The sequence below is a fragment of the Saccharothrix ecbatanensis genome (assembly GCF_014205015.1).
Taxonomy (GTDB): Bacteria; Actinomycetota; Actinomycetes; order Mycobacteriales; family Pseudonocardiaceae; genus Actinosynnema; species Actinosynnema ecbatanense.
In genome coordinates, this window is sequence record NZ_JACHMO010000001.1 from 7,121,864 (window position 1) to 7,143,597 (window position 21,734).

The 21,734-nt window shown below is 71.2% G+C and carries 23 protein-coding genes and 1 pseudogene; 4 read left to right on the top strand and 20 right to left on the bottom strand.

Going from position 1 to position 21,734, the window contains the following annotated elements:
- Positions 1-58 precede the first annotated feature (58 nt).
- The 10 genes and pseudogenes from iolD to F4560_RS45760 all read right to left on the bottom strand — a co-directional run.
- On the bottom strand, positions 59-1,906 hold the full coding sequence (gene iolD, locus F4560_RS30815) for a 3D-(3,5/4)-trihydroxycyclohexane-1,2-dione acylhydrolase (decyclizing) (RefSeq protein WP_184926079.1): 1,848 nt from the start codon (positions 1,904-1,906) through the stop codon (positions 59-61).
- Positions 1,903-2,805, bottom strand: a complete 903-nt coding sequence (gene iolB / locus F4560_RS30820; protein WP_184926082.1) for a 5-deoxy-glucuronate isomerase — start codon at positions 2,803-2,805, stop codon at positions 1,903-1,905. Before iolB ends, iolD begins: the two co-directional genes overlap by 4 nt.
- Positions 2,806-2,821: 16 nt before the next feature.
- The gene (locus F4560_RS30825; protein ID WP_312869579.1) at positions 2,822-3,781 is read right to left on the bottom strand and encodes a Cgl0159 family (beta/alpha)8-fold protein; all 960 of its coding nucleotides are present in this window, start codon (positions 3,779-3,781) and stop codon (positions 2,822-2,824) included.
- 19 nt (positions 3,782-3,800) lie between these two features.
- A complete protein-coding gene (gene iolC / locus F4560_RS30830; RefSeq protein ID WP_184926084.1) occupies positions 3,801-4,820 on the bottom strand; it encodes a 5-dehydro-2-deoxygluconokinase in 1,020 nt (339 codons plus the stop codon).
- The gene (locus tag F4560_RS30835) at positions 4,817-5,620 is read right to left on the bottom strand and encodes an ATP-binding cassette domain-containing protein (protein ID WP_184926086.1); all 804 of its coding nucleotides are present in this window, start codon (positions 5,618-5,620) and stop codon (positions 4,817-4,819) included. The genes iolC and F4560_RS30835 overlap by 4 nt, the downstream gene beginning before the upstream one ends.
- The gene (locus F4560_RS30840; RefSeq protein WP_184926088.1) at positions 5,617-6,663 is read right to left on the bottom strand and encodes an ABC transporter permease; all 1,047 of its coding nucleotides are present in this window, start codon (positions 6,661-6,663) and stop codon (positions 5,617-5,619) included. The genes F4560_RS30835 and F4560_RS30840 overlap by 4 nt, the downstream gene beginning before the upstream one ends.
- A 2-nt stretch (positions 6,664-6,665) precedes the next feature.
- Entirely contained in the window at positions 6,666-7,670 is a 1,005-nt protein-coding gene (locus tag F4560_RS30845; protein ID WP_184926090.1) for a sugar ABC transporter substrate-binding protein, read from the bottom strand.
- Between the two features lie 22 nt (positions 7,671-7,692).
- Complete coding sequence (locus tag F4560_RS30850; protein ID WP_446692416.1) at positions 7,693-8,556, bottom strand: TIM barrel protein; 864 nt, start codon at positions 8,554-8,556, stop codon at positions 7,693-7,695.
- Complete coding sequence (locus F4560_RS30855; protein WP_312869878.1) at positions 8,553-9,239, bottom strand: Gfo/Idh/MocA family protein; 687 nt, start codon at positions 9,237-9,239, stop codon at positions 8,553-8,555. The genes F4560_RS30850 and F4560_RS30855 overlap by 4 nt, the downstream gene beginning before the upstream one ends.
- Positions 9,216-9,569: pseudogene (locus tag F4560_RS45760) on the bottom strand (Gfo/Idh/MocA family protein); the annotation flags it as partial. The pseudogene F4560_RS45760 and the gene F4560_RS30855, both read right to left, overlap by 24 nt.
- A 137-nt stretch (positions 9,570-9,706) precedes the next feature.
- Here F4560_RS45760 and F4560_RS30860 point away from each other — a divergent pair.
- The gene (locus F4560_RS30860; RefSeq protein WP_184926094.1) at positions 9,707-10,702 is read left to right on the top strand and encodes a LacI family DNA-binding transcriptional regulator; all 996 of its coding nucleotides are present in this window, start codon (positions 9,707-9,709) and stop codon (positions 10,700-10,702) included.
- On the opposite strand, the gene F4560_RS30865 is transcribed toward F4560_RS30860, so the two are convergent.
- On the bottom strand, positions 10,689-10,997 hold the full coding sequence (locus F4560_RS30865) for a DMT family transporter (RefSeq protein WP_184926096.1): 309 nt from the start codon (positions 10,995-10,997) through the stop codon (positions 10,689-10,691). The genes F4560_RS30860 and F4560_RS30865 overlap by 14 nt on opposite strands.
- Positions 10,998-10,999: 2 nt before the next feature.
- Complete coding sequence (locus F4560_RS30870) at positions 11,000-11,740, bottom strand: SDR family NAD(P)-dependent oxidoreductase (RefSeq protein ID WP_184926098.1); 741 nt, start codon at positions 11,738-11,740, stop codon at positions 11,000-11,002.
- Positions 11,741-11,822: 82 nt separating this feature from the next.
- Here F4560_RS30870 and F4560_RS30875 point away from each other — a divergent pair, with 82 nt between their 5' ends.
- On the top strand, positions 11,823-12,383 hold the full coding sequence (locus F4560_RS30875) for a TetR/AcrR family transcriptional regulator (protein ID WP_184926100.1): 561 nt from the start codon (positions 11,823-11,825) through the stop codon (positions 12,381-12,383).
- A gap of 28 nt (positions 12,384-12,411) precedes the next feature.
- On the opposite strand, the gene F4560_RS30880 is transcribed toward F4560_RS30875, so the two are convergent.
- Genes F4560_RS30880 through F4560_RS30890 form a run of 3 tightly spaced genes read right to left on the bottom strand, consistent with a single transcriptional unit; the run spans position 12,412 to position 15,477 of the window.
- Positions 12,412-13,947, bottom strand: a complete 1,536-nt coding sequence (locus tag F4560_RS30880) for a tripartite tricarboxylate transporter permease (RefSeq protein WP_184926102.1) — start codon at positions 13,945-13,947, stop codon at positions 12,412-12,414.
- Position 13,948: 1 nt separating this feature from the next.
- Positions 13,949-14,500, bottom strand: a complete 552-nt coding sequence (locus F4560_RS30885; protein WP_184926104.1) for a tripartite tricarboxylate transporter TctB family protein — start codon at positions 14,498-14,500, stop codon at positions 13,949-13,951.
- Complete coding sequence (locus F4560_RS30890; protein ID WP_184926106.1) at positions 14,497-15,477, bottom strand: Bug family tripartite tricarboxylate transporter substrate binding protein; 981 nt, start codon at positions 15,475-15,477, stop codon at positions 14,497-14,499. The genes F4560_RS30885 and F4560_RS30890 overlap by 4 nt, the downstream gene beginning before the upstream one ends.
- A gap of 134 nt (positions 15,478-15,611) precedes the next feature.
- On the opposite strand from F4560_RS30890, the gene F4560_RS30895 reads away from it, so the two are divergent.
- Positions 15,612-17,159, top strand: a complete 1,548-nt coding sequence (locus tag F4560_RS30895) for a sensor histidine kinase (RefSeq protein ID WP_184926108.1) — start codon at positions 15,612-15,614, stop codon at positions 17,157-17,159.
- Positions 17,156-17,818, top strand: a complete 663-nt coding sequence (locus F4560_RS30900) for a response regulator (protein ID WP_184926110.1) — start codon at positions 17,156-17,158, stop codon at positions 17,816-17,818. The genes F4560_RS30895 and F4560_RS30900 overlap by 4 nt, the downstream gene beginning before the upstream one ends.
- 56 nt (positions 17,819-17,874) lie before the next feature.
- Here the strand turns inward: F4560_RS30900 and F4560_RS30905 are convergent, their stop codons facing one another.
- From F4560_RS30905 to pdxR, 5 genes are read right to left on the bottom strand one after another with little or no spacing between them, the layout of a single operon-like run.
- Positions 17,875-18,510, bottom strand: coding sequence for a class I SAM-dependent DNA methyltransferase (locus F4560_RS30905; RefSeq protein ID WP_184926112.1), 636 nt, complete (start codon positions 18,508-18,510; stop codon positions 17,875-17,877).
- Positions 18,511-18,521: 11 nt separating this feature from the next.
- Positions 18,522-18,950, bottom strand: a complete 429-nt coding sequence (gene arfB, locus F4560_RS30910; protein WP_184926113.1) for an alternative ribosome rescue aminoacyl-tRNA hydrolase ArfB — start codon at positions 18,948-18,950, stop codon at positions 18,522-18,524.
- Positions 18,951-18,959: 9 nt separating this feature from the next.
- Entirely contained in the window at positions 18,960-19,754 is a 795-nt protein-coding gene (locus F4560_RS30915; protein ID WP_184926114.1) for a hypothetical protein, read from the bottom strand.
- Positions 19,751-20,242, bottom strand: a complete 492-nt coding sequence (locus F4560_RS30920) for a SigE family RNA polymerase sigma factor (protein WP_184926115.1) — start codon at positions 20,240-20,242, stop codon at positions 19,751-19,753. Before F4560_RS30920 ends, F4560_RS30915 begins: the two co-directional genes overlap by 4 nt.
- Positions 20,243-20,264: 22 nt before the next feature.
- A complete protein-coding gene (gene pdxR, locus F4560_RS30925; protein WP_184926116.1) occupies positions 20,265-21,719 on the bottom strand; it encodes a MocR-like pyridoxine biosynthesis transcription factor PdxR in 1,455 nt (484 codons plus the stop codon).
- Positions 21,720-21,734: the final 15 nt, after the last annotated feature.

Here is a 21,734-nt window from a genome sequence, read left to right on the forward strand (position 1 = left end):
GCGTTCCGGACGTAACTTCAGCGGTGCCCTGACCTGCCCCGGGTCGGATTCAGGGCGTTCAGAGATAGCGGATTTGCTTGACCTTGCCGGTGGCCACGTCGTCGTGCGCGGCGGTGATTTGCGGTCGGTGCGCGACTTCCGGGACGCCGATTTCCCACCACGCGCCGGCTTCCGTCCACGCGTCCGGGTGAGTGCGAATCACGATCACGGCCGGGCGGTGTTCGGTCTTCGCCACCTCGCGGGCTTTGCCGTAGGCGTCACGGAGGCCTTCGAGGTCGTCCACCGGGAACGTCGCACAGCCCATCGAGGCGGCGTGCGCGGCGAAATCGGTGCGCGGCGGTCGGGCGTGAGCGGTCCGCACGTCGTCGTAGAGGTTGTTGAACCCCGCGCCGCCCTGGCCGGTCTGGAGGCGGTGGATCACCGCGTAGCCGTCGTTGTCGCACACCACGGCCACGAAACCGTGCCCGGCGAACGCCGCCGAGAACAGCTCCGAGTTGAGCATGAGGTACGAGCCGTCGCCGAGGAGCGTGGTGACCACGCCGTCCGGTCGGGCGATCGCCGCGCCCCACGCGCCGGCCAGTTCGTAGCCCATGCAGGAGAAGCCGTACTCGACGTCCATGGTCGCCTCGCCGACCGCGCGCCAGCCGCCGATCAGCTCGCCGGGCAGGCCGCCGGAGGCCGTCATCACGTAGTCCTCCGGCGTGGACAGCTCGTTCACCACGCCCACTACCTGCGCGTACGTCGGCATGTCGGTGGGTGCGCGCAGGCCGTCGACGTGTGCGTCCCACTTCGCCCGTTCCTCCACGGCTCGTGCGGCCCAGGTCCGGTCGGCTTGCCAGTCGCCCAGTTCGTCGGTCAGCTCGCGCAGGCCTTCGTCGGCGTCGGCGACCACGGACAGGGCGCCGTGCTTCACGGCGTCGTACCGGGCGGCGTTGAGCGAGACGATCCGGACATCCGGTGCGAACACCGTCCAGGAGGCGGTGGTGAAGTCCTGGAGGCGGGTGCCGACGGCGAGCACGACGTCGGCCTCGGCGGCCAGGGCGTTCGCGGAGGTCGAGCCGGTGATGCCGAGCGGGCCGGCGTGCAGCGGGTGGTCGTGCGGGACGAGGGTGCGGCCGGCGGTCGTTTCGGCGATCGGGATCGCGTGCTGCTCGGCGAAGCGGATCGCGCGGCCGGCGGCACGGGAGTAGCGCACGCCGCCGCCCAGGATCAGCAGCGGCTTGCGGGCCGCGCGGACGGTTTCGGCCGCTTGGGTGAGGGCGCGGGTGTCCGGGCGGGGGCGGGTCGGGCGGTGGACGACGGTCGCGAAGAGGCTCTCCGGGAAGTCGAACGACTCGGCCTGGACGTCCTGGGGCAGCGCGAGGACCACCGGTCCGCAGTCGGCCGGGTCGGTGAGGACGCGTGCGGCGTGCGGCAGGGTGTTGAGCAGCTGCTCCGGTCGGGTGATCCGGTCGAAGTACCGGCTGACCGCGCGGAACGAGTCGTTGACGGTGGTCGTCGGGTCGCCGAAGTGCTCCACCTGTTGCAGGACCGGGTCCGGCGCGCGGCTGGTGAACGTGTCGCCGGGGAGGAGGAGCAGCGGGAGGCGGTTGGCGTGGGCGACGCCGGCGGCGGTGACCATGTTGAGCGCGCCGGGGCCGATGGACGAGGTGGCGACGCCGACCTGGCGGCGGTGGGTGGCCTTGCCGATGCCGACCGCGGCCAGTGCCATGCCCTGTTCGTTCTGGCCGCGCCAGACCGGGAGTCGGTCGCGCACTTCTTCCAGGGCGTTCCCGAGACCGAGGACGTTGCCGTGGCCGAAGATCGCGAAGACGCCGGGGAAGAGCGGGCCTTCGGCGCCGTCGGGTAGTTCGGTGCGTTGCGCGAGCAGCCAGCGGACCAGGGCTTGCGCGGTGGTGAGCCTCATTCCACCCGTCCTTCCGCGGTGGTGACTGGACAGCGGGGGTCGAGTCGCTGCTTCGGCCAGGTGTCCCGGATCCAGGTGTGCGCGGGGTCGTCGCAGAACGCCATGGATCGTTGGTCGGCCGGGCCGGCGAGCACGTTCAGGTAGTACATGGGGTAACCGGGGGCGGCGACGCAGGGGCCGTGGTAGCCGCGGGGGATCAGGAAGACGTCGCCGTCGCGGACGGTGACGTCCTCGTCGATGTCGCCGTCGTCGGTGTAGGTGCGGTGGAAGCCGAACCCTTCACGCGATGGGGTGATCTTGTCGCGGCCGGCGATGCGGAAGTAGTAGATCTCCTCGTTGGCGACGTCGCAGGTGTGGTCGTGCTTGTGCGGCGGGTAGGACGACCAGTTGCCGTCCGGGGTGATCAGCTCGCAGGCCATGAGGCGGTCGGCGTGGTCCCAGACGCCGGGGACGCCGAAGTTGGTGACCTGGCGGGTGGCGTTGCCCGCGCCCCTCACCTCGACCGGGACGTCCTCGGCCGGCCCGTACTTCGGCGTGAGCCTGCGCTCGCAGCGGGCCATCGGCAGCGCGACCTCCACGCCGTCTTTTGTAGACAATCGGATTCGTGCATCCCGTGGAATGTATACAAAATCCGTAACGCGACTGAATACAGAATCCCGTCCACGAACGTCGAACCGCTCCCCGTCCACCTCCACCACACACCCGCCGGAGAGGGGCAGGACGAACGCCTCGCAGTCGCCGGTGTCGAACTCGGCCACCCCGCCAGGGTGCAACAACAGCACCCGCAGCCCGGCGCGTTGCCACCCGGAGGTGTCGGGCGTGAGCTTGACGGTGTCGGGGCTGAGCTCGACGGCGTTCTCACCGTCCGACAAGGTGCCCAACGGCCGATGCAGACTCATCCGCCCACTCCCCTTCTCATGCATGGGCTTCTCCCGCACGGGCTTTTGCACCGGCCCGCTCGCGCGTCTCGCGGGTCCCGTCCACTGACTCCCGCGCCGTGCGCAACACCTGCGCAGCCGCCTCGACCGCAGCGGCGACATCACCGTCCGGCGGGTACAGCAAGGCCCGCCCCACGACCAACCCGCGCACGGTCGGGTGACGGAGCGACCGTCCCCACGACGCCAGGTCGTCCTCCGGCCGCGCCGACGGCACACCGCCGAGCACGAGCGCGGGCAACGTCGTCGCGTCCAACACCTCGTCGGCCGACGCGGGCAACTTGAGCCACGTGTACGCCGACGTCGACCCCAGACCGGCCGCGACACTCGCCGCCCGTGCCAACGCGACGGCGTCCTTCTGCAACACCAGGCTTCCCACCGCGTTCCGCGCGTACGGCAAGGGCTCGACCATCGCCATCAGCCCGCGTTCCGCCAGCGCCGACACCGCCGCGGCGCAGCTCTCCAGCGTGGGCACGGTGCCGGCGTCGGCGTCGACCATCCGCAGCAGCATCTTGCCGCCGTCCAAGCCCTTGCCCGCGATGGCGGTGGGGTCGTAGGCGGTGAACCGGTCGTCGATCTCCCAGTCCGCACCGGCCAGGCCGCCGCGGTTCATGGAGCCGATGACGACCTTGTCGTGCAGGCCGTGGAGGAGCAGCAACTCCTCGATCACGTCCGGCGTCCCGAGCACCCCGTCCACCGCCGGGTTCGCCAGCGCGGTCAGCAGTCGGTCCAGCAGGGAGCGGCGGTCGGCCATCGCGAGCGGATCGGCGCCCACGCCCAGCGCACCGCGCGCGGGGTGGTCGGCCGCGACCAGGAACAGCGTGCCCTGGTCCGACAGCAGCCGTTGGCGGCGGCGGCGGGCTTGGTAGGCCCGGTGGACGGCGGCCGGGTTGGTCGCCCTGGTGTCCAGCAGCTGCCGCCACTGTTCGTCGGTGATCACGGCGCACCGCCAACGGTTTTCACAGGTGGGCCTCGATCTCGCTCGGGGTCGGCATGGCGTCCGCGCAGGCCAGGCGGCCCGCCACCAGGGCGCCGGCGACGTTGGCGTAGCGGGCGATCCGGACCGGGTCCCACGCCGACAGCAGACCGTGGGCCAGGGCGCCGCCGAACGCGTCACCGGCGCCCAAGCCGCACACGACGTCCACCGGGTGCGGCGGGATGGTCCACGACTCCTCCGCGGTGGCGAACAGGACGCCTTCCGCGCCCTTCTTCACCACCGCGAGCTCCACGCCTCTCGCCAGCAGGCGGGCAGCGGCTTCGTCGGGGTCGGACGTGCCGACGGCCACCTCGACCTCGGAGCGGTTGCCCACCGCCACCGTGACGTGGTCGAGCATCCAGCCGATCTCACGGCGGGCGGTCGGCACGTCCGGCCAGAACATCGGCCGGTAGTCGAGGTCCAGGACGGTGTGGGGACGGCGGGCCCGGTGTTCCAGGAGCTGCCGTTGGGTTTCACGGGCGGGTGATGCCGATACACCCGTTCCGGTCACCCACAGCAGGGGGACGGACTCGACCACGTCCCACGGCACGTCGGCCGGGGTGAGGGAGAGGTCCGGGGCCAGGGGCGCGCGGTAGAAGAGGAGTGGTGGGTCCTCGGGCGGGTCCAAGGCGCAGAAGACGACCGGGGTCTGGAGGTCAGGGGCGGTTCCCACGAACGATGACGAGACGCCGAAGGACTCCAGCGCGGAGCGGACGTACGGGCCGAAGCCGTCCGGGCCGACCTTGGTCAGCACCGCCGACGACCGGCCCAGCCGCGCGGCAGCGACGGCCACGTTCGTCGCGGTGCCGCCCAACGACTTGGCGAACGTCCGGACTTCCGCCAACGGCACGCCGCTCTGCTCCGGGTACAGGTCGACCCCGACCCTGCCGACGGTCAGGATCTCGACGGTCGGGCTGCCGGCGCTCGGGACCTCGGCGCTCGGGATCTCGGCGCTCGGGACCTCGGCGGGCAGGACCTCGGCGGTCGGGCTGTCGGCGGTCATTCGCCGACACCCTCGACGCCGCGAAGCTCGTGGGCCAGGGCCTCCAGCTCCGCCCCACCGGCCATCTGCCTGGTCAACTCCTCCAGGCTGATCTGCGACTTCTCGTACGTCCCCAGCGCACGCCCCCGCTTCAGCAGCAGGAACCGGTCACCGACGGGGTAGGCGTGGTGCGGGTTGTGGGTGATCAGCACGACCCCCAGCCCACGGTCCCGAGCCTGCGCCACGTACTTCAGCACCACTCCGGCCTGCTTCACCCCGAGCGCCGCCGTCGGCTCGTCCAGGATCAGCACCTTCGCGCCGAAGTGCACGGCCCGCGCGATCGCCACGCACTGCCGCTCCCCACCGGACAACGTGCCGACCGGCTGCTCCACGTCCCGCAGGTCGATGCCCATCTCGGCCAACGCCGTCCGCGTCACCGACCGCCCCCGCCGCCGGTCGATGAACCGGAACGGCCCGAACCCGACGGTCGGCTCCGACCCGAGGAAGAAGTTCCGCCACACGCTCATCAGCGGCACGACGGCCAGGTCCTGGTACACCGTGGCGATGCCCCGGTCGAGGGCTTCGCGCGGCGACGAGAACCGCACCGGCGAGCCGTCTACCAGGAACTCGCCGGCGTCGTGCTGGTGCACCCCGGCCAACACCTTGATCAGCGTGGACTTGCCCGCGCCGTTGTCGCCGAGCACGCACGTCACCTCGCCGGCGTTGACGACGGTCGAGACGTCCTTCAACGCGATCACGCTGCCGTACGTCTTGCCGATCCCGCGCACTTCGAGGAGCGCTTGTCCTTTCGCGGAACTCATCGCCGCACCCTCTCCGCCCGCCGACGCAGGGCGTTGTTGACCAGCACGGCGGCCAGCAGCATCACGCCGAGGAACAGCTGGAACCAGTCCGAGTTCCAGTTCGCGTAGACGATCCCCTGCCGGGCCATGCCGAAGATCAACGCGCCGATCGCGGCCCCGACCGCCGAGCCGAACCCGCCGGTCAGCAGGCACCCGCCGATCACCGCGGCGATGATGAACTGGAACTCCAGCCCGATGCCCTGGTTCGCCTGCACGCTGGTGAACCGCAGGATGTTGATCGACCCGACCAGCCATGCCGCGCCCGCCGTGGTCATGAACAGCAGGATCTTGGTGCGCACGACCGGCACGCCGACGGCCCGTGACGACAGCGCCGACCCGCCGACCGCGAAGATCCAGTTCCCGAACCGCGTGCGCACCAGGACGGTCGCCGCGATCACCGTGAACAGGATCCACCATACAATCGACACGTAGAACGACGTGCCGCCGATGGTGAACGTCGACGCGAACAGGTACCCGGCCGACGAATAGCCTTCTGCAGATCGCATACCGGATACCTGGACGGTTCCGGTCACCAGGCGGGTGATGCCGAGGTTCAGGCCCTGCAACGCCAGGAACGTCCCCAGCGTCACGATGAAGCTGGGCAGCCCGGTGCGCATCACCAGCCACCCGTTCAGCGCACCGACCGCCAGCGCGAACACCAGTGACACGAGCAGCGCGAGCCACACGTTCCAGCCGAGCTTGGTCGCGAGGATCGCGGTGACCAACGCGCTGGACGCGGTCATCACACCGGCGGACAGGTCGAACTCGCCGCCGATCATGAGCAGCGCCACCGCGACCGCCATGATGCCGAGCGTGGACGCGTCGTCCAGCCACGTCGCCACCCCGCCGGTGCTGAGGAACTGCTCGGTCACCGTCGAGAAGAACACGAAGACCAGCAACGCGCCGAGCAGCGCGCCGATCTCGGGCCGCAGGACCAGCCGGTCGAGCAGCCTCGGCGAGCCGACTCGCTCGTCCGCCGGTGGAGCCGAAGTCACGGGCGTCATCCTCAGCGGGTGCCGCGCTCGGCGTACTCGGCCACCTTGTCCACATTGGACTTGTCGACGAAGCCCGGCCCGGTGAGCACCGGCTTGCCGCCGCCGACGGTGTTGGCGTTGTCGCGGTAGAGCTTGAGCATCACGATCGGCAGGTAGCCCTGCTCGTACTGCTGCTGGTCCACGGCGAACAGCACGTCACCGGACTTGATCGCGGCGGTGACGTCCGCGTTCAGGTCGAACGTGGCCACCGCCGCCTTGGACGACGCGCCCTTGACCGCGCTCACCGACGACACCGCGACCTGCGGGTTCAGCGCGAGCACGGCGTCGACGGACGGGTCGGTCTGCAACGCGCCCTTGATCCGCGACTCCACGTCGGTCGGGTTGTTGATGTCGACCTGGAGGTTGCTGACGGCGCCGCCGAACCCGGTGCGCGCGCCGTCGCAGCGCTGGTTGAGGCCGACGTTCCCGGCCTCGTGGATCACGCACAGCAGCTTGGTCTTGCCGGCTTCCTTGAGCTTGCGGCCCGCTTCCTCGCCGGCGACGCTCTCCTCCTGCCCGACGTGCGCGAGCGCGCCGAACGACGAGCTCTTGTCCGACCCGGAGTTGATGGTGATGACCGGGATGCCGGCCTTGACCGCGTTCTCGATCGAGGTCTTCAGCGCGTCCGGGTTGGCCATCGACACGACGATGCCGCCGACCTTCTGCGACGCGGCGTTGTCGATCAGGGTGGACTGCCGGCCGGGGTCGCCGTCGGAGTTGTAGTCGACCGTGACGCCGAGCTGCTTGCCCGCGTCGGTGGCGCCGTTCTTCACCACGTTCCAGAACGCGTCGCCCGCGCTGCCGTGGGTGATCACGGCGACGCGCAGGTCGCCGGTCGGCGCCTGGGCGGCGGCGGTGCCGGTGTTGGCGCTCGTGTCCCCGCCGGGACCGCTGCACGCGGCCAGCAGCACGAGTCCGGACAGCGCAAGGCCGAGTCGAACGGGGCCGGTGCGCAGGCCCTTTCGAGTGGACGTCATCGTCTCTCCTCGCTGGGAATGATCAGGCGGTGGTGATCTGGGTGAGGTGCGCGAGGCTGCGCCCGGTGTCCCGCACGGGGGTGTCGAGCGGGCTGTCGTCACCGAGCGCGGTGTCCTGTTCGAGGACGTACCAGCCGGTGTAGCCGGCGTCCGCGAGGAACGCCACCAGGGCTGCCACGTCCACGTCTCCGTCCCCGAGCGGCACGTACATCCGCTGCTGGACGGCGGCCATGTAACCGATGTCCCCGGCACGCACGGTGACCGCGATGTCCGCCCGCACGTCCTTGAGGTGCACGTGCCCGATCCGCTCGGGGAAGCGGCGGGCCAGGTCGACCGGGTCCGTGCCGCCGATGAGGAGGTGGCCGGTGTCCAGGCAGAGCGGCAGGTCGGAGTCGGCGAGGAACCGCTCGACTTCGGCGGTGCGTTCGACGTGCGTGCCCACGTGCGGGTGCAGCACGGTGCGCAGGCCGTGGCGTGCGGCGTTGTCGCGGATGGCGGCGGCGGTGTCGATCAGGGTGCGCCACTCGTCGTCGGTGAGCGCCGGGCGTTCGTCGTAGCCGTCGAGGCCGGTGGCGGCGGCCAGCACCAGCACTTCCGCTCCGGCCGCGGCGAGGAGTGCGGCGACGCGGTCGGCTTCGTCCACTGTGGACTGCGCGCCGGTGTGCAGCGGGACGGCCAGGAATCCGCCGACCAACGACAGGCCGTGCTCGTCCAACACGGCCTTCAACGCCTGCGGTTCGGCCGGCAGGTAGTCGGGCGGACCGAGTTCGGTAGCCCGCAACCCGAGTGACGCCATTTCCGCCAGCACGGTCGCGGGTTCGAGCACGCGACCCCAGCCGGGCACTTCGCAGACACCCCACGAGATGGGCGCTCCGGCGATCTTCACGCGACGACCTCCGTGGTCACTCGAACCGGGGCGCCGGAACGCCGGGACTGCTCGCACGCCTCGGCGAGCCGGAGGCTGATCAAACTCTCCCGCGCGGGCGACGGGTTCGCCACCCTGCCCGCCACCACCTGCGTGAACACGGCCATCTCGTTCAGGTAGGCGCGGTGGAAGCGTTCCGGGAAGCCGGGGTACGCGTCGGCCGCGACCTTCGGCCCGTCGGGCTCCAACGACGTCAACGGCGTGCGCGGGTCGAGGCCGACGGTCAGCGAATCACGGCTGCCCATCACCTCGATGCGGTGGTCGTAGCCGAGGGGGTCGTGCCGACCGCCGGCCAACACGGCGTGCGCGCCGCCCGCGAACTTCAGCAGCACCACGGCGTTGTCGACGTCGTCGGCCTCGGCGAACGCCTGGTCCACCAGCACCGATCCCGACGCGTACACCTCCACCACCGGTTCCCCGACCAGCCACGGCACCGCGTCCAGGTCGTGGATCAGCAGGTCGCGGAAGATGCCGCCGGAGTGCGGCAGGTAGGAGAAGTCGGGCGGCTGGGCGTCGTTGCCGAGCGCCCGCACCAGGTAGACGTCACCGACGTCGCCGGCCCGGATGCGCCGGTGGAGTTCGGACACCGCGGGGTCGAACCGGCGCTGGAAGCCGACCAGGACCTCCACACCGGACGCCTCCACGTCGTCCACCAACGCCCGCATCTCGCCCTCATGACTGGCGATGGGCTTCTCGCACAGCGTCGGCACGCCCGCTGCGATGGCTTCGCGCAGCAACGCGGGGTGCGTGGTGGTGGGCGTGGCCAGCAGGATTCCGTCACTGGCGGTGAGCAGCGCGTCGAGGTCGTCCACGCTCCTGGTGCCGGGCAGCGCGGCGGACGCCTGTGCCGCGCGGCCGGGCACGGGGTCGAACAGCAGCACTTCGTCGACCTCGTCGAGGGTGGCCAGGTTGGTGGCGTGCATGGTGCCGATCCGACCGACTCCGGCAACTCCGATGCGCATCCCGCTGGTCTCCGTCCTGGTAGAGGCGGTCTCACGTTAGAGCGCTCTATTTGTTGGAGCGCTCTAAGGCTGTAGCGTCCGTCACACGGGTGTCAAGGGTGCGTTTCCCGCTCGTGACGTCCGGCGGCGGTCGCAGGAGGGGAGGGACGGTGGTCAGACCGACGATGGAGGACGTCGCGGCGCGCGCCGGGGTGTCCCGCGCGTTGGTGTCGCTGGTGATGCGAGGATCACCGAAAGTGAGCGATCAGCGACGGGCAGCGGTGCTGAAGGCGGCCGAGGAGCTGGGGTACTCGCCGCACGCCATGGCGCGGTCGTTGGCCAGCCGCACGTCGCACGTGCTCGGCGTGATGGTGTCCGACCTGCACAACGCGTTCTTCGCGGAGGTCGTGGACGGGCTCGACGCGGTGGCGAACGAGCAGGGCTTCGAGCTGATCATCAACACCGGCGGGCGCAGTCCGACGCGGGAACGGCGGGCGTTGCGGAGCCTGCTGTCGTTCCGGCCGGCGGGGTTGGTCCTGCTGTCACCGGTGGTGCCGGCGGCGGACATCGGGCAGGCGGCGGACCAGACGCCGGTGGTGCTGGTGGCGCGGTCGTCCCGGTTGTCCACTGTGGACACCGTCAACGACGACGGCGAGCGCGGCATCGGACTGGCGGTGGACCACCTGGTGTCGTTGGGGCACAAGCGGATCGCGCACCTCGATGGTGGCGAGGGCACGCAGGCCGCACCACGCCGACGCGGCTACCTCACCGCGATGGCGTCCCACGGCCTCCCGCCGCGCGTGGTGGGCAGCGAGTACACCGACGCGGCGGGGGCGCGTGCGGTGCAGGGACTGCTGGGCGACATGCCCACCGCGATCATCTCGTGCAACGACTTCAACGCGATCGGCGCGATCTCCGCCTTGGAGGAGGCCGGTTTCCGCGTTCCGCAGGACGTCTCGGTGGTGGGCTACGACAACACCTCGCTGGCCGCGTTGCGGCACGTCTCCCTGACCACGATCGACCAGCCGCGCAACGAGTTCGGCCGCCTCGCCGCCGAAGCCCTGCTGCAACGCGTGCGGGGTGAGCGCGACGAGCCCGTGCGCCACCTGCTCCACCCGTCCCTGGTCGTCCGCGCCACCACCGCCCCGCCGGTCAGGCCAGCTTGAGCCCGACCACCCCGAGGACGATCAACGCCAGGCACGCCAGCCGCAGCGGTGACGCGCTCTCACCTGCGGAGATGCCCACCAGGACCACGCCGACGGCGCCGAGCCCGACCCACACCGCGTAGGCCGTGCCGACGGGCAGGTCGCGCATGGCGATCGCGAGCATCACAAAACTCGTCACCGCCGCCGCGATCCCCACCGCCGTCGGCCAAGGACGCGTGAACCCGTCCGACCGGCCGAGCGCCGTGGCCCACACGACCTCCAGCAACGCCGCGCCGAGCAGCAGCAACCAGGCCATGGCTACGCCACCGCGCCCGCGTCCACGACGAGCGCCGCACCGGTGACGTTGCGCCCGCCGTCACCGACCAGGTACGCCACCGCCGCGGCCACGTCCTCCGGGTCGCAGTACCGGCCGAGCGCGGTGTGGCGGCGCTCCCCGTCGGCGTCCGGGCCGTCGGCCGGGTTCATCTCCGTGTCGGTCGAGCCGGGGTGGACCAGGTTGACCGTGATGCCGCGCGGGCCGAGGTCGCGGGCCAGGCCCTTGGTCAGCCCGATCAGCGCCGACTTGCTCATCGCGTAGAGGGCCCAGCCCGGGTCCGGCACCCGTTCGACCAGGCTGCTGCCGATGCCGACGATCCGACCGCCCGCCGTCATGTGCGGCACGACCGCCTGGACCAGCACGAACGCCGCGCGGGCGTGGATCGCCAGGATCCGGTCGACGTCCTCGACGGTGACGTCCTCGAACGGCCCGTAAGGGGCGATGCCCGCGTTGTTGACCAGGATGTCCACCCCGCCGAACGCGGTCGCGGCACGGTCGACGGCGGCGCGGAGGGCGGCGACATCGGTCGCTTCGGCTTCCACCGCGAGCGCCCGCACGCCCAGGGCCGTCATCTCCTCGACCACCGCACGGGCACGGTCGCCGGACCTCGCGTACGTGATCGCCACGTTCGCGCCCTCACGCGCCAACCGCTTGGCGATCGCCGCCCCGATTCCCCGGCTGCCGCCCGTGACCAGCGCGGACTTTCCTGCCAGCTGTCCCATCGCATCCCCCGTTAACCGGAACTGGTTCCGCTTCAGCTTAAGCGGAACCCATTCCGGTTGTCGAGGTCGTTAAGCTGCCGGCGTGACGCGCGAGCGGGCCGACGCCGCCAAGAACCGGGCGAAGATCCTGGCCGCCGCCGCCGACATCGTGGCCGAACGCGGCATCGAAGGCCTCGCCATGGCCGAGGTCGCCGCCGCGTCCGGGGTGGGCGTCGGCACCCTCTACCGCCGCTTCGGCGACCGTTCCGGCCTGGCCCACGCGTTGATCGACGCCTCGGAACGCGAGTTCCAGGCCGCGTTCCTGACCGGTCCGCCGCCCGTCGGCCCCGGCGCGCCTCCCGCCGAGCGGATCAGGGCGTTCCTGCACGCGTTGGTGGACCGCACGCTCGCCCAGCTCGACCTGCTCCTGATGGCCGAGACCGCCGGACCGTTCGCCCGCTTCGGCGGCGCGTACGACGCGCACCACCACCACCTGGCCTTGCTGATCGCGCGGGCCCGACCGGACGTGGACGCCGCGTTCACCGCGGATGCCCTGCTGGCCCCGCTGGCAGCGAACCTGGTCGCCCACCGCGACATCGGGTCCGCGGCGATCAAAACCGGCCTGGACACCCTGCTCGACGGACTGCTCGCCCCGACGGACTAGGCGGTGTTTCGGAAGTCCGAAACACCGACTAAGCGTCCACCTTCGGCCGTTCCACCTGCACGGGCGGTTCGGTGGGCGGTGCGGGCTTGCGGAACAGGCGGCTGATCAGCGGCCAGGCGAGCAGGACCACCACGATCGCGTAGACGACCAGCGAGAACGGGGTGTTGACCAGACCGGTCAGCGAGCCGTCCGACAGCTGCAACGCCCGGCGCATCTGCTGCTCGGCGGCCGGCCCGAGGATGACGGCGATGATCGCGGGCAGCACGGGCAGGCCGTACCGGCGCATCACGAAGCCCAGCACCCCGATCACGAACATCACCAGCAGGTCGAACACGTCCGCCTTCACCGCGTACGCGCCGACACTGGCGAAGAACAGGATCCCCGCGTACAGGTACGGCCGCGGGATGCGCAGCAGCTTCGCCCACACCGGCGCCAACGGCAGGTTCAGCACCAGCAGCAGGCACAGGCCGATGAACAGGGACGCGATCAGGCCCCAGACCAGCGCGGACTCCCGTTCGAACAGCAGTGGTCCGGGCTGGATGCCGTACTGCTGGAACGCCGCCAGCATCACCGCGGCCACCGCCGTCGTCGGCAGGCCGAGCGTCAGCATCGACACCAGCGTGCCCGCCGCGGACGCGCTGGCCGTCGCCTCCGGACCGGCGACGCCCTCGATCGCGCCCTTGCCGAACTCGTCCCGGTGGTTCTTGGACAGCCGCTTCTCCGCCACGTACGACAGGAACGTCGGGATCTCCGCGCCGCCGGCCGGCACCGCGCCGAACGGGAACCCGATCAGCGGACCGCGCAGCCACGGCTTCCACGCCCGCTTGAGGTCCGCCCGACCCAGGAACGCGCGGCCGACCGGGATCGCCGAGCCGGGCTTGCGCCGCAGGTGGGCGGCCACCCACAGGGACTCGCCGACGGCGAACAGCGCCACCGCGACCACCACCACGTCGATGCCGTCGGCCAAGTGCAGCGAGCCGAACGTGAGCCGCTGCTGGCCGGTCATCTCGTCCAGCCCGACCAGGCCGATGGTGAGGCCGATCAGCAGCGACGCGAACCCGCGCACCCTGGACGCGCCGAGCACGGACGTGACCGCGATGAACGCCAACACCATGATCGCGAAGAAGTCCGGCGCGCCGATGTCCACGGCGAGCTTCGCCACCGTCGGCGCGAGCAGCACGAGCAGCGTCGTGCCGATGATCCCGCCGATGAAGTGCCCGATGGCCGCCGCCGCGAGCGCTTGCGCACCGCGACCCTGGCGTGCCATCGGATTGCCGTCGATCGCCGCGACCACCGCCGCGCTCTCACCCGGCGTGTTGAGCAGGATCGACGTGGTCGAGCCGCCGAACATGCCGCCGTAGTAGATGCCGGCGAACATGATGAACGCCCCGGTCGGCTCCAGGCCGTAGGTGACGGGCAGCAGCAACGCCACCGCCATGGCCGGACCGATGCCCGGCAGCACGCCGATCGCCGTGCCCAGCAGCACGCCCAACGCGGCCAGCGCGAGGTGCGTCGGCGTCAGGGCGGTCGCGAATCCTTCGAGGAGGTTGTTGAACGAGTCCACGTCAGAACATCCCCACCAGAGGCCCGCCGGGCAGCGGCACGCCCAGGAGGTTGTTGAACAGGACGAACGTGAGCACCGACAGCCCCGCGGCGATCAACGGGTCGCGGACGAAGTTCCGGCTGCCCAGCGCGTACGCCGCGCCCCAGAACAGGATCGCCCCGGAGATCGGGAAGCCGACCACGCCGATCAGCGCCGCGTTGGCCAGGAACGCGCCGCACAGCAGCAGCACGGTCCGCCAGTCCGCGGGCGCGGTGAGGTCGACGTCCTCGCCGCCCTCCGCCTCACCGCGTCCACCGCGCAGCACGTCACGTGCGAGCAGCGCGGCGACCACGATCAACCCGACGCCGACCACCATCGGCACCGCCTTCGGGCCGACCGGCCCGCGCTGCGCGAAGTCGGTGTGGATCCGGATCGCGTCGACCAGGACCAGCACGCCCAACCCGACCAGCACCGCCGACACGCCCAGCTCCGACCGCTCCCGGAGCCATGCCCGGCTCAGGGTTCTGCTCGGCGGCTCGTTCACGACCTTGTGCACGTCCAACCCTCCACTCATGCCAGCCCCAGGTCCTTGAGCACGGTCGCCACCCGGTCGTTCTCCGCACGCAGGAACGCGCCGAACTCGTCCCCCGGCGCGAACGCGTCCGTCCAGCCGTTGCGGGCCAACGCCTCCCGCCACTGCGAGGTGCCGTGCAGATCGGTGAACAGGTCGACCAGCCGGGCCCGGTCGGTGTCGCTGATCCCCGGCGGCGCGACCACGCCGCGCCAGTTGTTGAACTCGACGTCCACGCCCGACTCGCGCAGCGTCGGCGCGTCCACACCGGACAGCCGTGAACCGCTGGTCACCGCCAGCACCCGGATCTGCCCGGCCTCGATCTGGTCCCGGTACTCGCCGACGCCGGACACGCCGAACGCGACCTTCCCGCCCAGCACCGACGCCAGCAGCTCGCCACCGCCGTCGAACGGGATGTAGTTGACCGTCCGAGGGTCCAGGCCGACCGCCTTCGCCATCAGCATCGGCGCCAGGTGATCCGGCCCGCCCGGCGACGAACCGCCGCCGACCTGCACCGCGCCCGGGTTCGCCTTCCACGCGTCGACCAGCTCGGCCAACGTCCGGTACGGCGAGTCCTTGCCGACCACGACGATGTCCGGCTCCTCGATGAGCTTCGCGATCGGCGTGGTGTCGAGCAGCGACGACGGTGCCTTGTTCGTGTAGACGCTGCCGACCACGCCCAGGCCCATCGACATCACCAGCTTGCCGTTGCCGCGCTCGCTGACGATCCGGCCGAGCCCGACCGTGCCGCCCGCGCCGGGCAGGTTGAACACCTCCGTGTTGCGGATCAGGTCGGCGTCCTCCATCACCTTCGCCGCCGTGCGCGCCGTGACGTCGTAGCCGCCGCCCGGCGAGTTCGGCACCAGCACGCGCAGGCTCCGCAACGACGCCGTGTCGCCCGTGCCGGACGTCAGCAGCGGCGGCACGAGGACGACGACCGCCAACGCGCCGACGACCGCGAGCCAGTTCGTGATCCGCACTGTGATCCCTGCCTCTCTTCCGCGTGGTTCGACATGTTGCTCTCGTGTAAACAGAGAAGTCCCGCTTGCGCGCCTAAGGGTTCTTTTGTTCTTTGTGGTCACGGACGGCGCCGATCCGCCAGGAGGTCTTCGTCATGGGGCGTCGCGGATCCCTGGCCCGTCAGCTGCTCGTGTGGCAACTGGTAGTGGTCGTGGCGCTGTTGTGCGCGGTGGGTGTGCTGTCCGTCGTCCAGGCGGGGAACAACTTCCGCACTACCGAGGGACGCCGGATGCTGTCCGTGGCCGAGGACGTGGGCGCGACGGCGGGCGTGCGGGTGTCGTTGGCCGACCCGCTGCGGCACTACGCGCTGGCGCCGTTCGCGGAGAGCGCGCGCAGCCTGTCCGGCGCCAGTTACGTGATCATCACCGATCCCGGCCGCAAGGTGCTGACCTCGCCCGATCCGAGCCAGGTCGGCGGCACGCTGGACGTCGGCGACAGCACCGCGTTGCAGGGCCGGTCGTGGGTCGGGGAGCTGGACGGCGCGACCGTGGCGCACGTGCCGGTGATCGGTGACGACGGCACGGTGATCGGGCTGGTCGCGGCCGGGCAGCAGGCGCCGGGGTTCTGGGAGGGTGTGCTGGACTCGCCGGACAACGCGCTGCGGCTGCTCGGCGTGGCGCTGGTCATCGGCGTCGCCGGGTCGCTGCTGCTCGCGCGGCGGGTGAAGAACCAGACCCTCGGCCTGGAACCGCACGAGATCACCGCGCTGGTCGAGTACCGGGAAGCGCTGCTGCACGGCATCAAGGAGGGCGTCGTGGCACTGGATCCGCAGCACCGGATCACGCTGGTCAACGACCACGCGCGCGACCTGCTGGCGTTGCCGCCGGACGCCGTGGGGCGGTCGCTGTCGGAGCTGGACCTGGACGAACGGCTGCGTGACGTGCTCACCGGGCGGGCGACCGGCGTGGACCAGCTCGCGCTGACCGGCGGCCGGGTGCTGACCCTGAACTACATGCCGCTCGACGTGCACGGCGCGGTGGTCACCCTGCGGGACCGGACCGAGTTGACGACGTTGCGGGACGAGCTGGACGCGAACCGGCACGCCACCGACACCCTGCGGGCGCAGGCGCACGAGTTCAGCAACCGCCTGCACACCATCGCCGGACTGGTGGAGCTGGGCGAGTACGACGAGGTGCGCGGGTTCATCAGCCGCATCAACACGGCGCAGGGCGCGTGGCGGGCCGAGGTCGGCTCGAAGGTCGCCGACCCGGCGGTGGCGGCGCTGCTGATCGCGAAGTCCAGCCTGGCCGCCGAACGCGGCATCGGGCTGCGGATGGCGCCGGACAGCTCGTTGGGCGCGGTGGACGAGGAGTTGTCCACGGACCTCGTCACGGTGCTCGGGAACCTGGTGGACAACGCGTTGGACGCGCTGTCGGAAGGCGGCTGGATCGAGGTGTCGGTGCGGTCCTCGCCGGACGAGGTCGTGGTCGTGGTGCGGGATTCCGGGCCTGGTGTCGCGGCCGGACTGGCCGAGGAGGTGTTCCGGCACGGGTTCACCACCAAGGCCGCCGAACAGGGTCAGCGCGGGCTCGGTCTGGCGCTGATCCGGCAGACCTGCCTGCGGCGCGGCGGAAGCGTGCGGGTGCGCAACGAGAACGGCGCGGTGTTCACCGCCAGGCTGCCCGTGGAGGTGCCGGTGTGATCAGGGTTCTGGTGGTAGACGACGACTTCATGGTGGCGAAGGTCCACAGTGGATACGTGGCGCGGACGCCCGGGTTCGAGGTGGTCGGCGTGGCGCACAACGGCGCGGAAGCGGTGCGGCTGGTGCGGGAGCTGCGGCCGGATCTGGTGCTGCTCGACGTCTACCTGCCGGACATGGACGGGTTGACCGTGCTGCGGGAGTTGCGCGGGTTGCGTGACGACGTGGATGTCATCGTGATCACGGCGGCGACGGACGTGGAGACGGTGCGCAGCGCCATGCGCGGCGGGGTGCTGCACTACCTGATCAAGCCGTTCGAGTACGCGGCGCTGCGGGACCAGTTGGCGCACTTCGCGGCGTTGCGCCGGCGGCTGGACCAGCTGGCGTCGGCCGGTCAGGCGGACGTGGACCAGGTGTTCGGGGCACGTCCGCGCAGTACGCCCGTGCTGCCGAAGGGGTTGACCGCGCAGACGGCCGCGCTGGTGGAGCGCGTGCTGCGGGAACGTCCCGTAACGGCGAGCGAGTGCGCGGACGCCACCGAGCTGGCCAGGGTGTCCGCGCGGCGGTACCTGGAGCACTTCGTGAGCACCGGCAAGGCGGAGGTGCGGCTGAAGTACGGCGGGACCGGGCGGCCCGAACGGCTCTACGTCTGGCTGGGCTGACCCGGTTCGCGCACGATCAGCCGGGTTTGCGGACGATCAGCCGGGTTTGCGGACGATCAGCCGGGTTTGCGCACGATCAGGTAACCCTGCGGCGTCTTCTCCGGCCCGGTCGGCTGACGCTCCAGCCGCGTGTGCGGTTCGAACCCGGCCTCGGTGAGCTGGGCGAGCACCCGGTCCGGGTTCAGGCGGTAGGCGTCCAGCGAGATGTCGTGCCCGTAGCCCTGCTCCAGCCGGCGGACGTCGTCGCCGACCTGGAACGCCATCAGCAGCAGGCCGCCGGGCGCGAGGACGCGGTGGAACTCGGCGAACACCGCCGGGTGCAGGTCCCACGGGACGTGGATCACCGAGTACCAGGCCAGCGCGCCGCCGAGTGAGGCGTCCGGCAGGTCGAGGTCGAGCATCGAACCGACCTCGAACCGCAGGTCGGGGTGATCGCGGCGGGAGACGGCGACCATCTCGGGCGAGAGGTCGAGACCGGACACGTCCACGCCGAGCCGCTTGAGGTGACCGGAGATCCGCCCCGGGCCGCAGCCGATGTCCACCACCGGGCCGCGCACCAGTTCCGCGAACAACCCGAGCACCGCGCGGTCCGCCGGGCTCTCGGCGAGGTTGTCCCGCAGCACGTCGGCGTAGCTGTGGGCGACGGTGTCGTAGGCGGTGCGCGTCGTGGTGAGGAACTCAGGCTCGGTCACGCCCTGGGACCTTAATCCCAGCCGCCGCCGCGACGACCGTGCTTCGTCTGGGCGCGGCGCTTCTTCTCCGCGATGCGGCGTTCCTGCGAGCCCTTGGTGGGCTTGGTCTTGCGCCGGACCGGCGGTGGAGCGGCAGCCGCGTCACGCAGGGTGTTGGTCATCCGCTCACGGGCCGCTTGACGGTTCTGGAGCTGGGCCCGGTGCTCGCTCGCGGTGATCGTGAGCACGCCGTCCACCAGGCGCTTCTCCAGCCTGGACAACATCCGGACGCGCAGCCACTCGGGCACGGACGGCGAGGCAGCCAGGTCGAAGCTCAGCTCGACCCGGCTGTCCGCCGTGTTCACGCCCTGGCCGCCGGGGCCGGAGGACCTGGAGAACCGTTCGCTCAACTCGGCCGCCGGTATCACCAGCGTCCGCGTCACGGTCAAGTCCTCAGCCACCCGTACAGGTTAGAAGACCAGACCCGGAACGGTCGCCAGCTTTACCACCTCGGGCACCGTCAGCGGCTGCGGCCCACCGCCCGGCATGGGCGTGGTGTCGTAGGGGCCGTTGCTGCGGTCCTCGATCCCTTGAGCCTGGACGTCGAGCATCTTCCCGTCCGGGAGCTTCACGGTGACCCGGATCATGTTCCCGGGAGTGTCCGGGGAGAGTTCTACCTTGTAGTCGCGGCCGTCGTGCGTGGTCCGCTCTTCGCACGACTTGGGCGGCGTCCGGTACTCGGACTTGTCGCAGCCCTTGTAGGGCCGCGGGACCAGCTGCAACGACACGATGGCGCTACCTCGCTCGTCGAACACCTCCGCGTGGCTGTTGTAGAACTCCCCCCACGCCTCGAACTCCCAGGGGACGGAGCCTTCCGGGCTGTGCGTCTCCATGGCGGGAAGCGCGCCCGAGGTGCGCAGGATCCTGGTCAGCTCGGCCGCACGCTCTTCCGACATGCCCGGACCGAGAGGGGTGGCGGTCCCGAGAGGGGCGGCGGTTCCGAGTGGGTCCGTGGTCCGCTGGACCAGGGTCTGGGACTCGGTCATGCTCGCCTGTCCCACGTCCGGACCGCCGCCGCCTCCACTGCCGAGGTTCACCATCGCCGGCACGGACACGACGACCGCCGTGACGAGCACCGCCGAGCCGATGGACGCGTAACGGGTGGTCACCTTGCGCCTGCCCGCCCGGTGGATGGCGTACTTGTCGATGGTCAGCGGCGGTTCGTCGGTGAACGCCGTGGCCAGGGTTTCCTTGATGTCGGTCATCGCTGCTCCTCCAGAACGTCGTGACCGAGAAGTTCGCGCAGTGCGGCCAACCCCTTGGCCGCCTGGCTCTTCACGGTGCCTTCGGTGCGACCGATGAGGCGTGCGGTTTCCGTGACGCTCAGGTCCTCCCAGTAGCGGAGCACCACCACCGTGCGCTGCCCTACCGGCAACGACGCCAGGGCGCCGCGCACGTCGAGATCGGACCCGGCGCCGGCGACCGCCGTGTCCGGGACCGCGTCGACCACCGTCTCCCGACGCCGGAACGCGCGCCGTGAGTCGTCGATGGACGCACGGACCAGCACTTTCCGGGCGTAGGCGTCCACCGATCCGTCCCGCCTGACCCTGGGCCAGGCGACGTACAGCTTGGTCAGCGCCGTCTGCACCAGGTCTTCGGCGCGGTGCCAGTCGCCGCACAGCAGGTACGCGGTTCTCCGCATCACCAGCGCGCGGGCGTCGACGTACTCGTCGAACTCACGATCGCGATCCACTCGGCCCCTCCTCGGTCGCCGCTTAGTACGGATCAGCGACCGCCGGAGGTTGCCGCGACGTCCCAACCGCAGAACGCAGTGCTTCCCGCAGGAGCGCGACGGCGGCGGGGATCTCGATGTCGCTGATGTTGCCGTACCCGAGGACGAGCGCGCGTTCCGCCGACCGCTCCACGCGGTAGTCGTCGAGGTCGGACAGGCGCAGACCGGCGGTGCTCGCGGCCTTGACCGCCGCACGGGTGTCCACGTCGTCCGGCAGGTGCAGCAGGATGTGCAGCCCGGCGGCGGTGCCGGACACCCGGCCCTCCGGCACCCGTTCGGCGAGGGTGCGGACCAGCAGGTCACGGCGGGAGCGGAACCGTCGTCGCGCCGCACGCAGATGGGCGTCGTACCACCCGCGGTCGATGAAGGTGGCGAGTGCGAGCTGGTCCAGCACGGGAGGCGCGGCGGCCACCGGGTTCGCGGCGCGGAGGGCCGTTGTCGTCACGGCGGGGGCGACGAGCCAGCCCAGGCCTAGGGCCGGCGAGAGCGTCTTGCTGACCGAGCCGAGGAGGAATACCCGGCTCGGGTCCATCCCCTGCATGACGGCCACCGGGTGGTGGTCGTAGCGGAACTCGGCGTCGTAGTCGTCCTCGATGACGAAGCCGTCCACCTCACGCGCCCAGCGCACCAGCCGTGCCCGACGGTCCGGGGACAACACCGTGCCGGTGGGGAACTGGTGTGCCGCGCCGACGACGACGGCCCTGGCGGGCGTGCGCGCGAGGTCGTCCACGCGGAGGCCGTCCTGGTCGACGGGCACGGGGTGCACGCGCAGGCCGGTGCTCGTCGCGGCGTCCCGCAGCCGCCCCCAGCCCGGGTGCTCAACGGCCAGGTCCGCGATCCCCCGGGCGACCAGCGCTCGACACGTGCGCACCAGACCGTCCGTGACGCCCGCGCACACCGACACCGACGCAGCGTCCGCGTCCGCACCGCGCGAGCGCCGCAGGTACTGCGCCACGGTCGTCCGCAGCACCGCGTGCCCGGCGGGATCGGGCAGGCCCAGGTCGTAGTGGACGGCCGAGCCGGTGACCGCCCGGACGGCGTCCGCCCAGCGGCGGCGGGGGAACGCCCGCAGGTCAGGCAGGCCGGGAGCGAGGTCGTACCGGATCGGTGCGGGCTCGGGTGCGCGCGGCGTCCGAGGAGGAGGCGGCGGCACGGTGTCCGGCGACCACGAGACCCGCGTGGCGGAACCCACCCGTGCGGCGAGATAGCCCTCCGCGATGAGCTGCCCGTACGCCTCCGTCACGACCCACCGCGAGCAGCCGAACTCCTCGGCGAGCGCCCGGCTCGGCGGCACGGCGGCGCCTTCCACCAGCCGACCCTCCCGGATCGCGGTGCGCAGCGCGTGGGCCAGGCGATCGTGCAGGCGACGTCCGCCGCGCTCCGGTGGACCGACGTCCAGCAGCGTCGCCCACGCGAAATTGGTCTGGGGAACAGCCATGGGATTGGAGCGTAA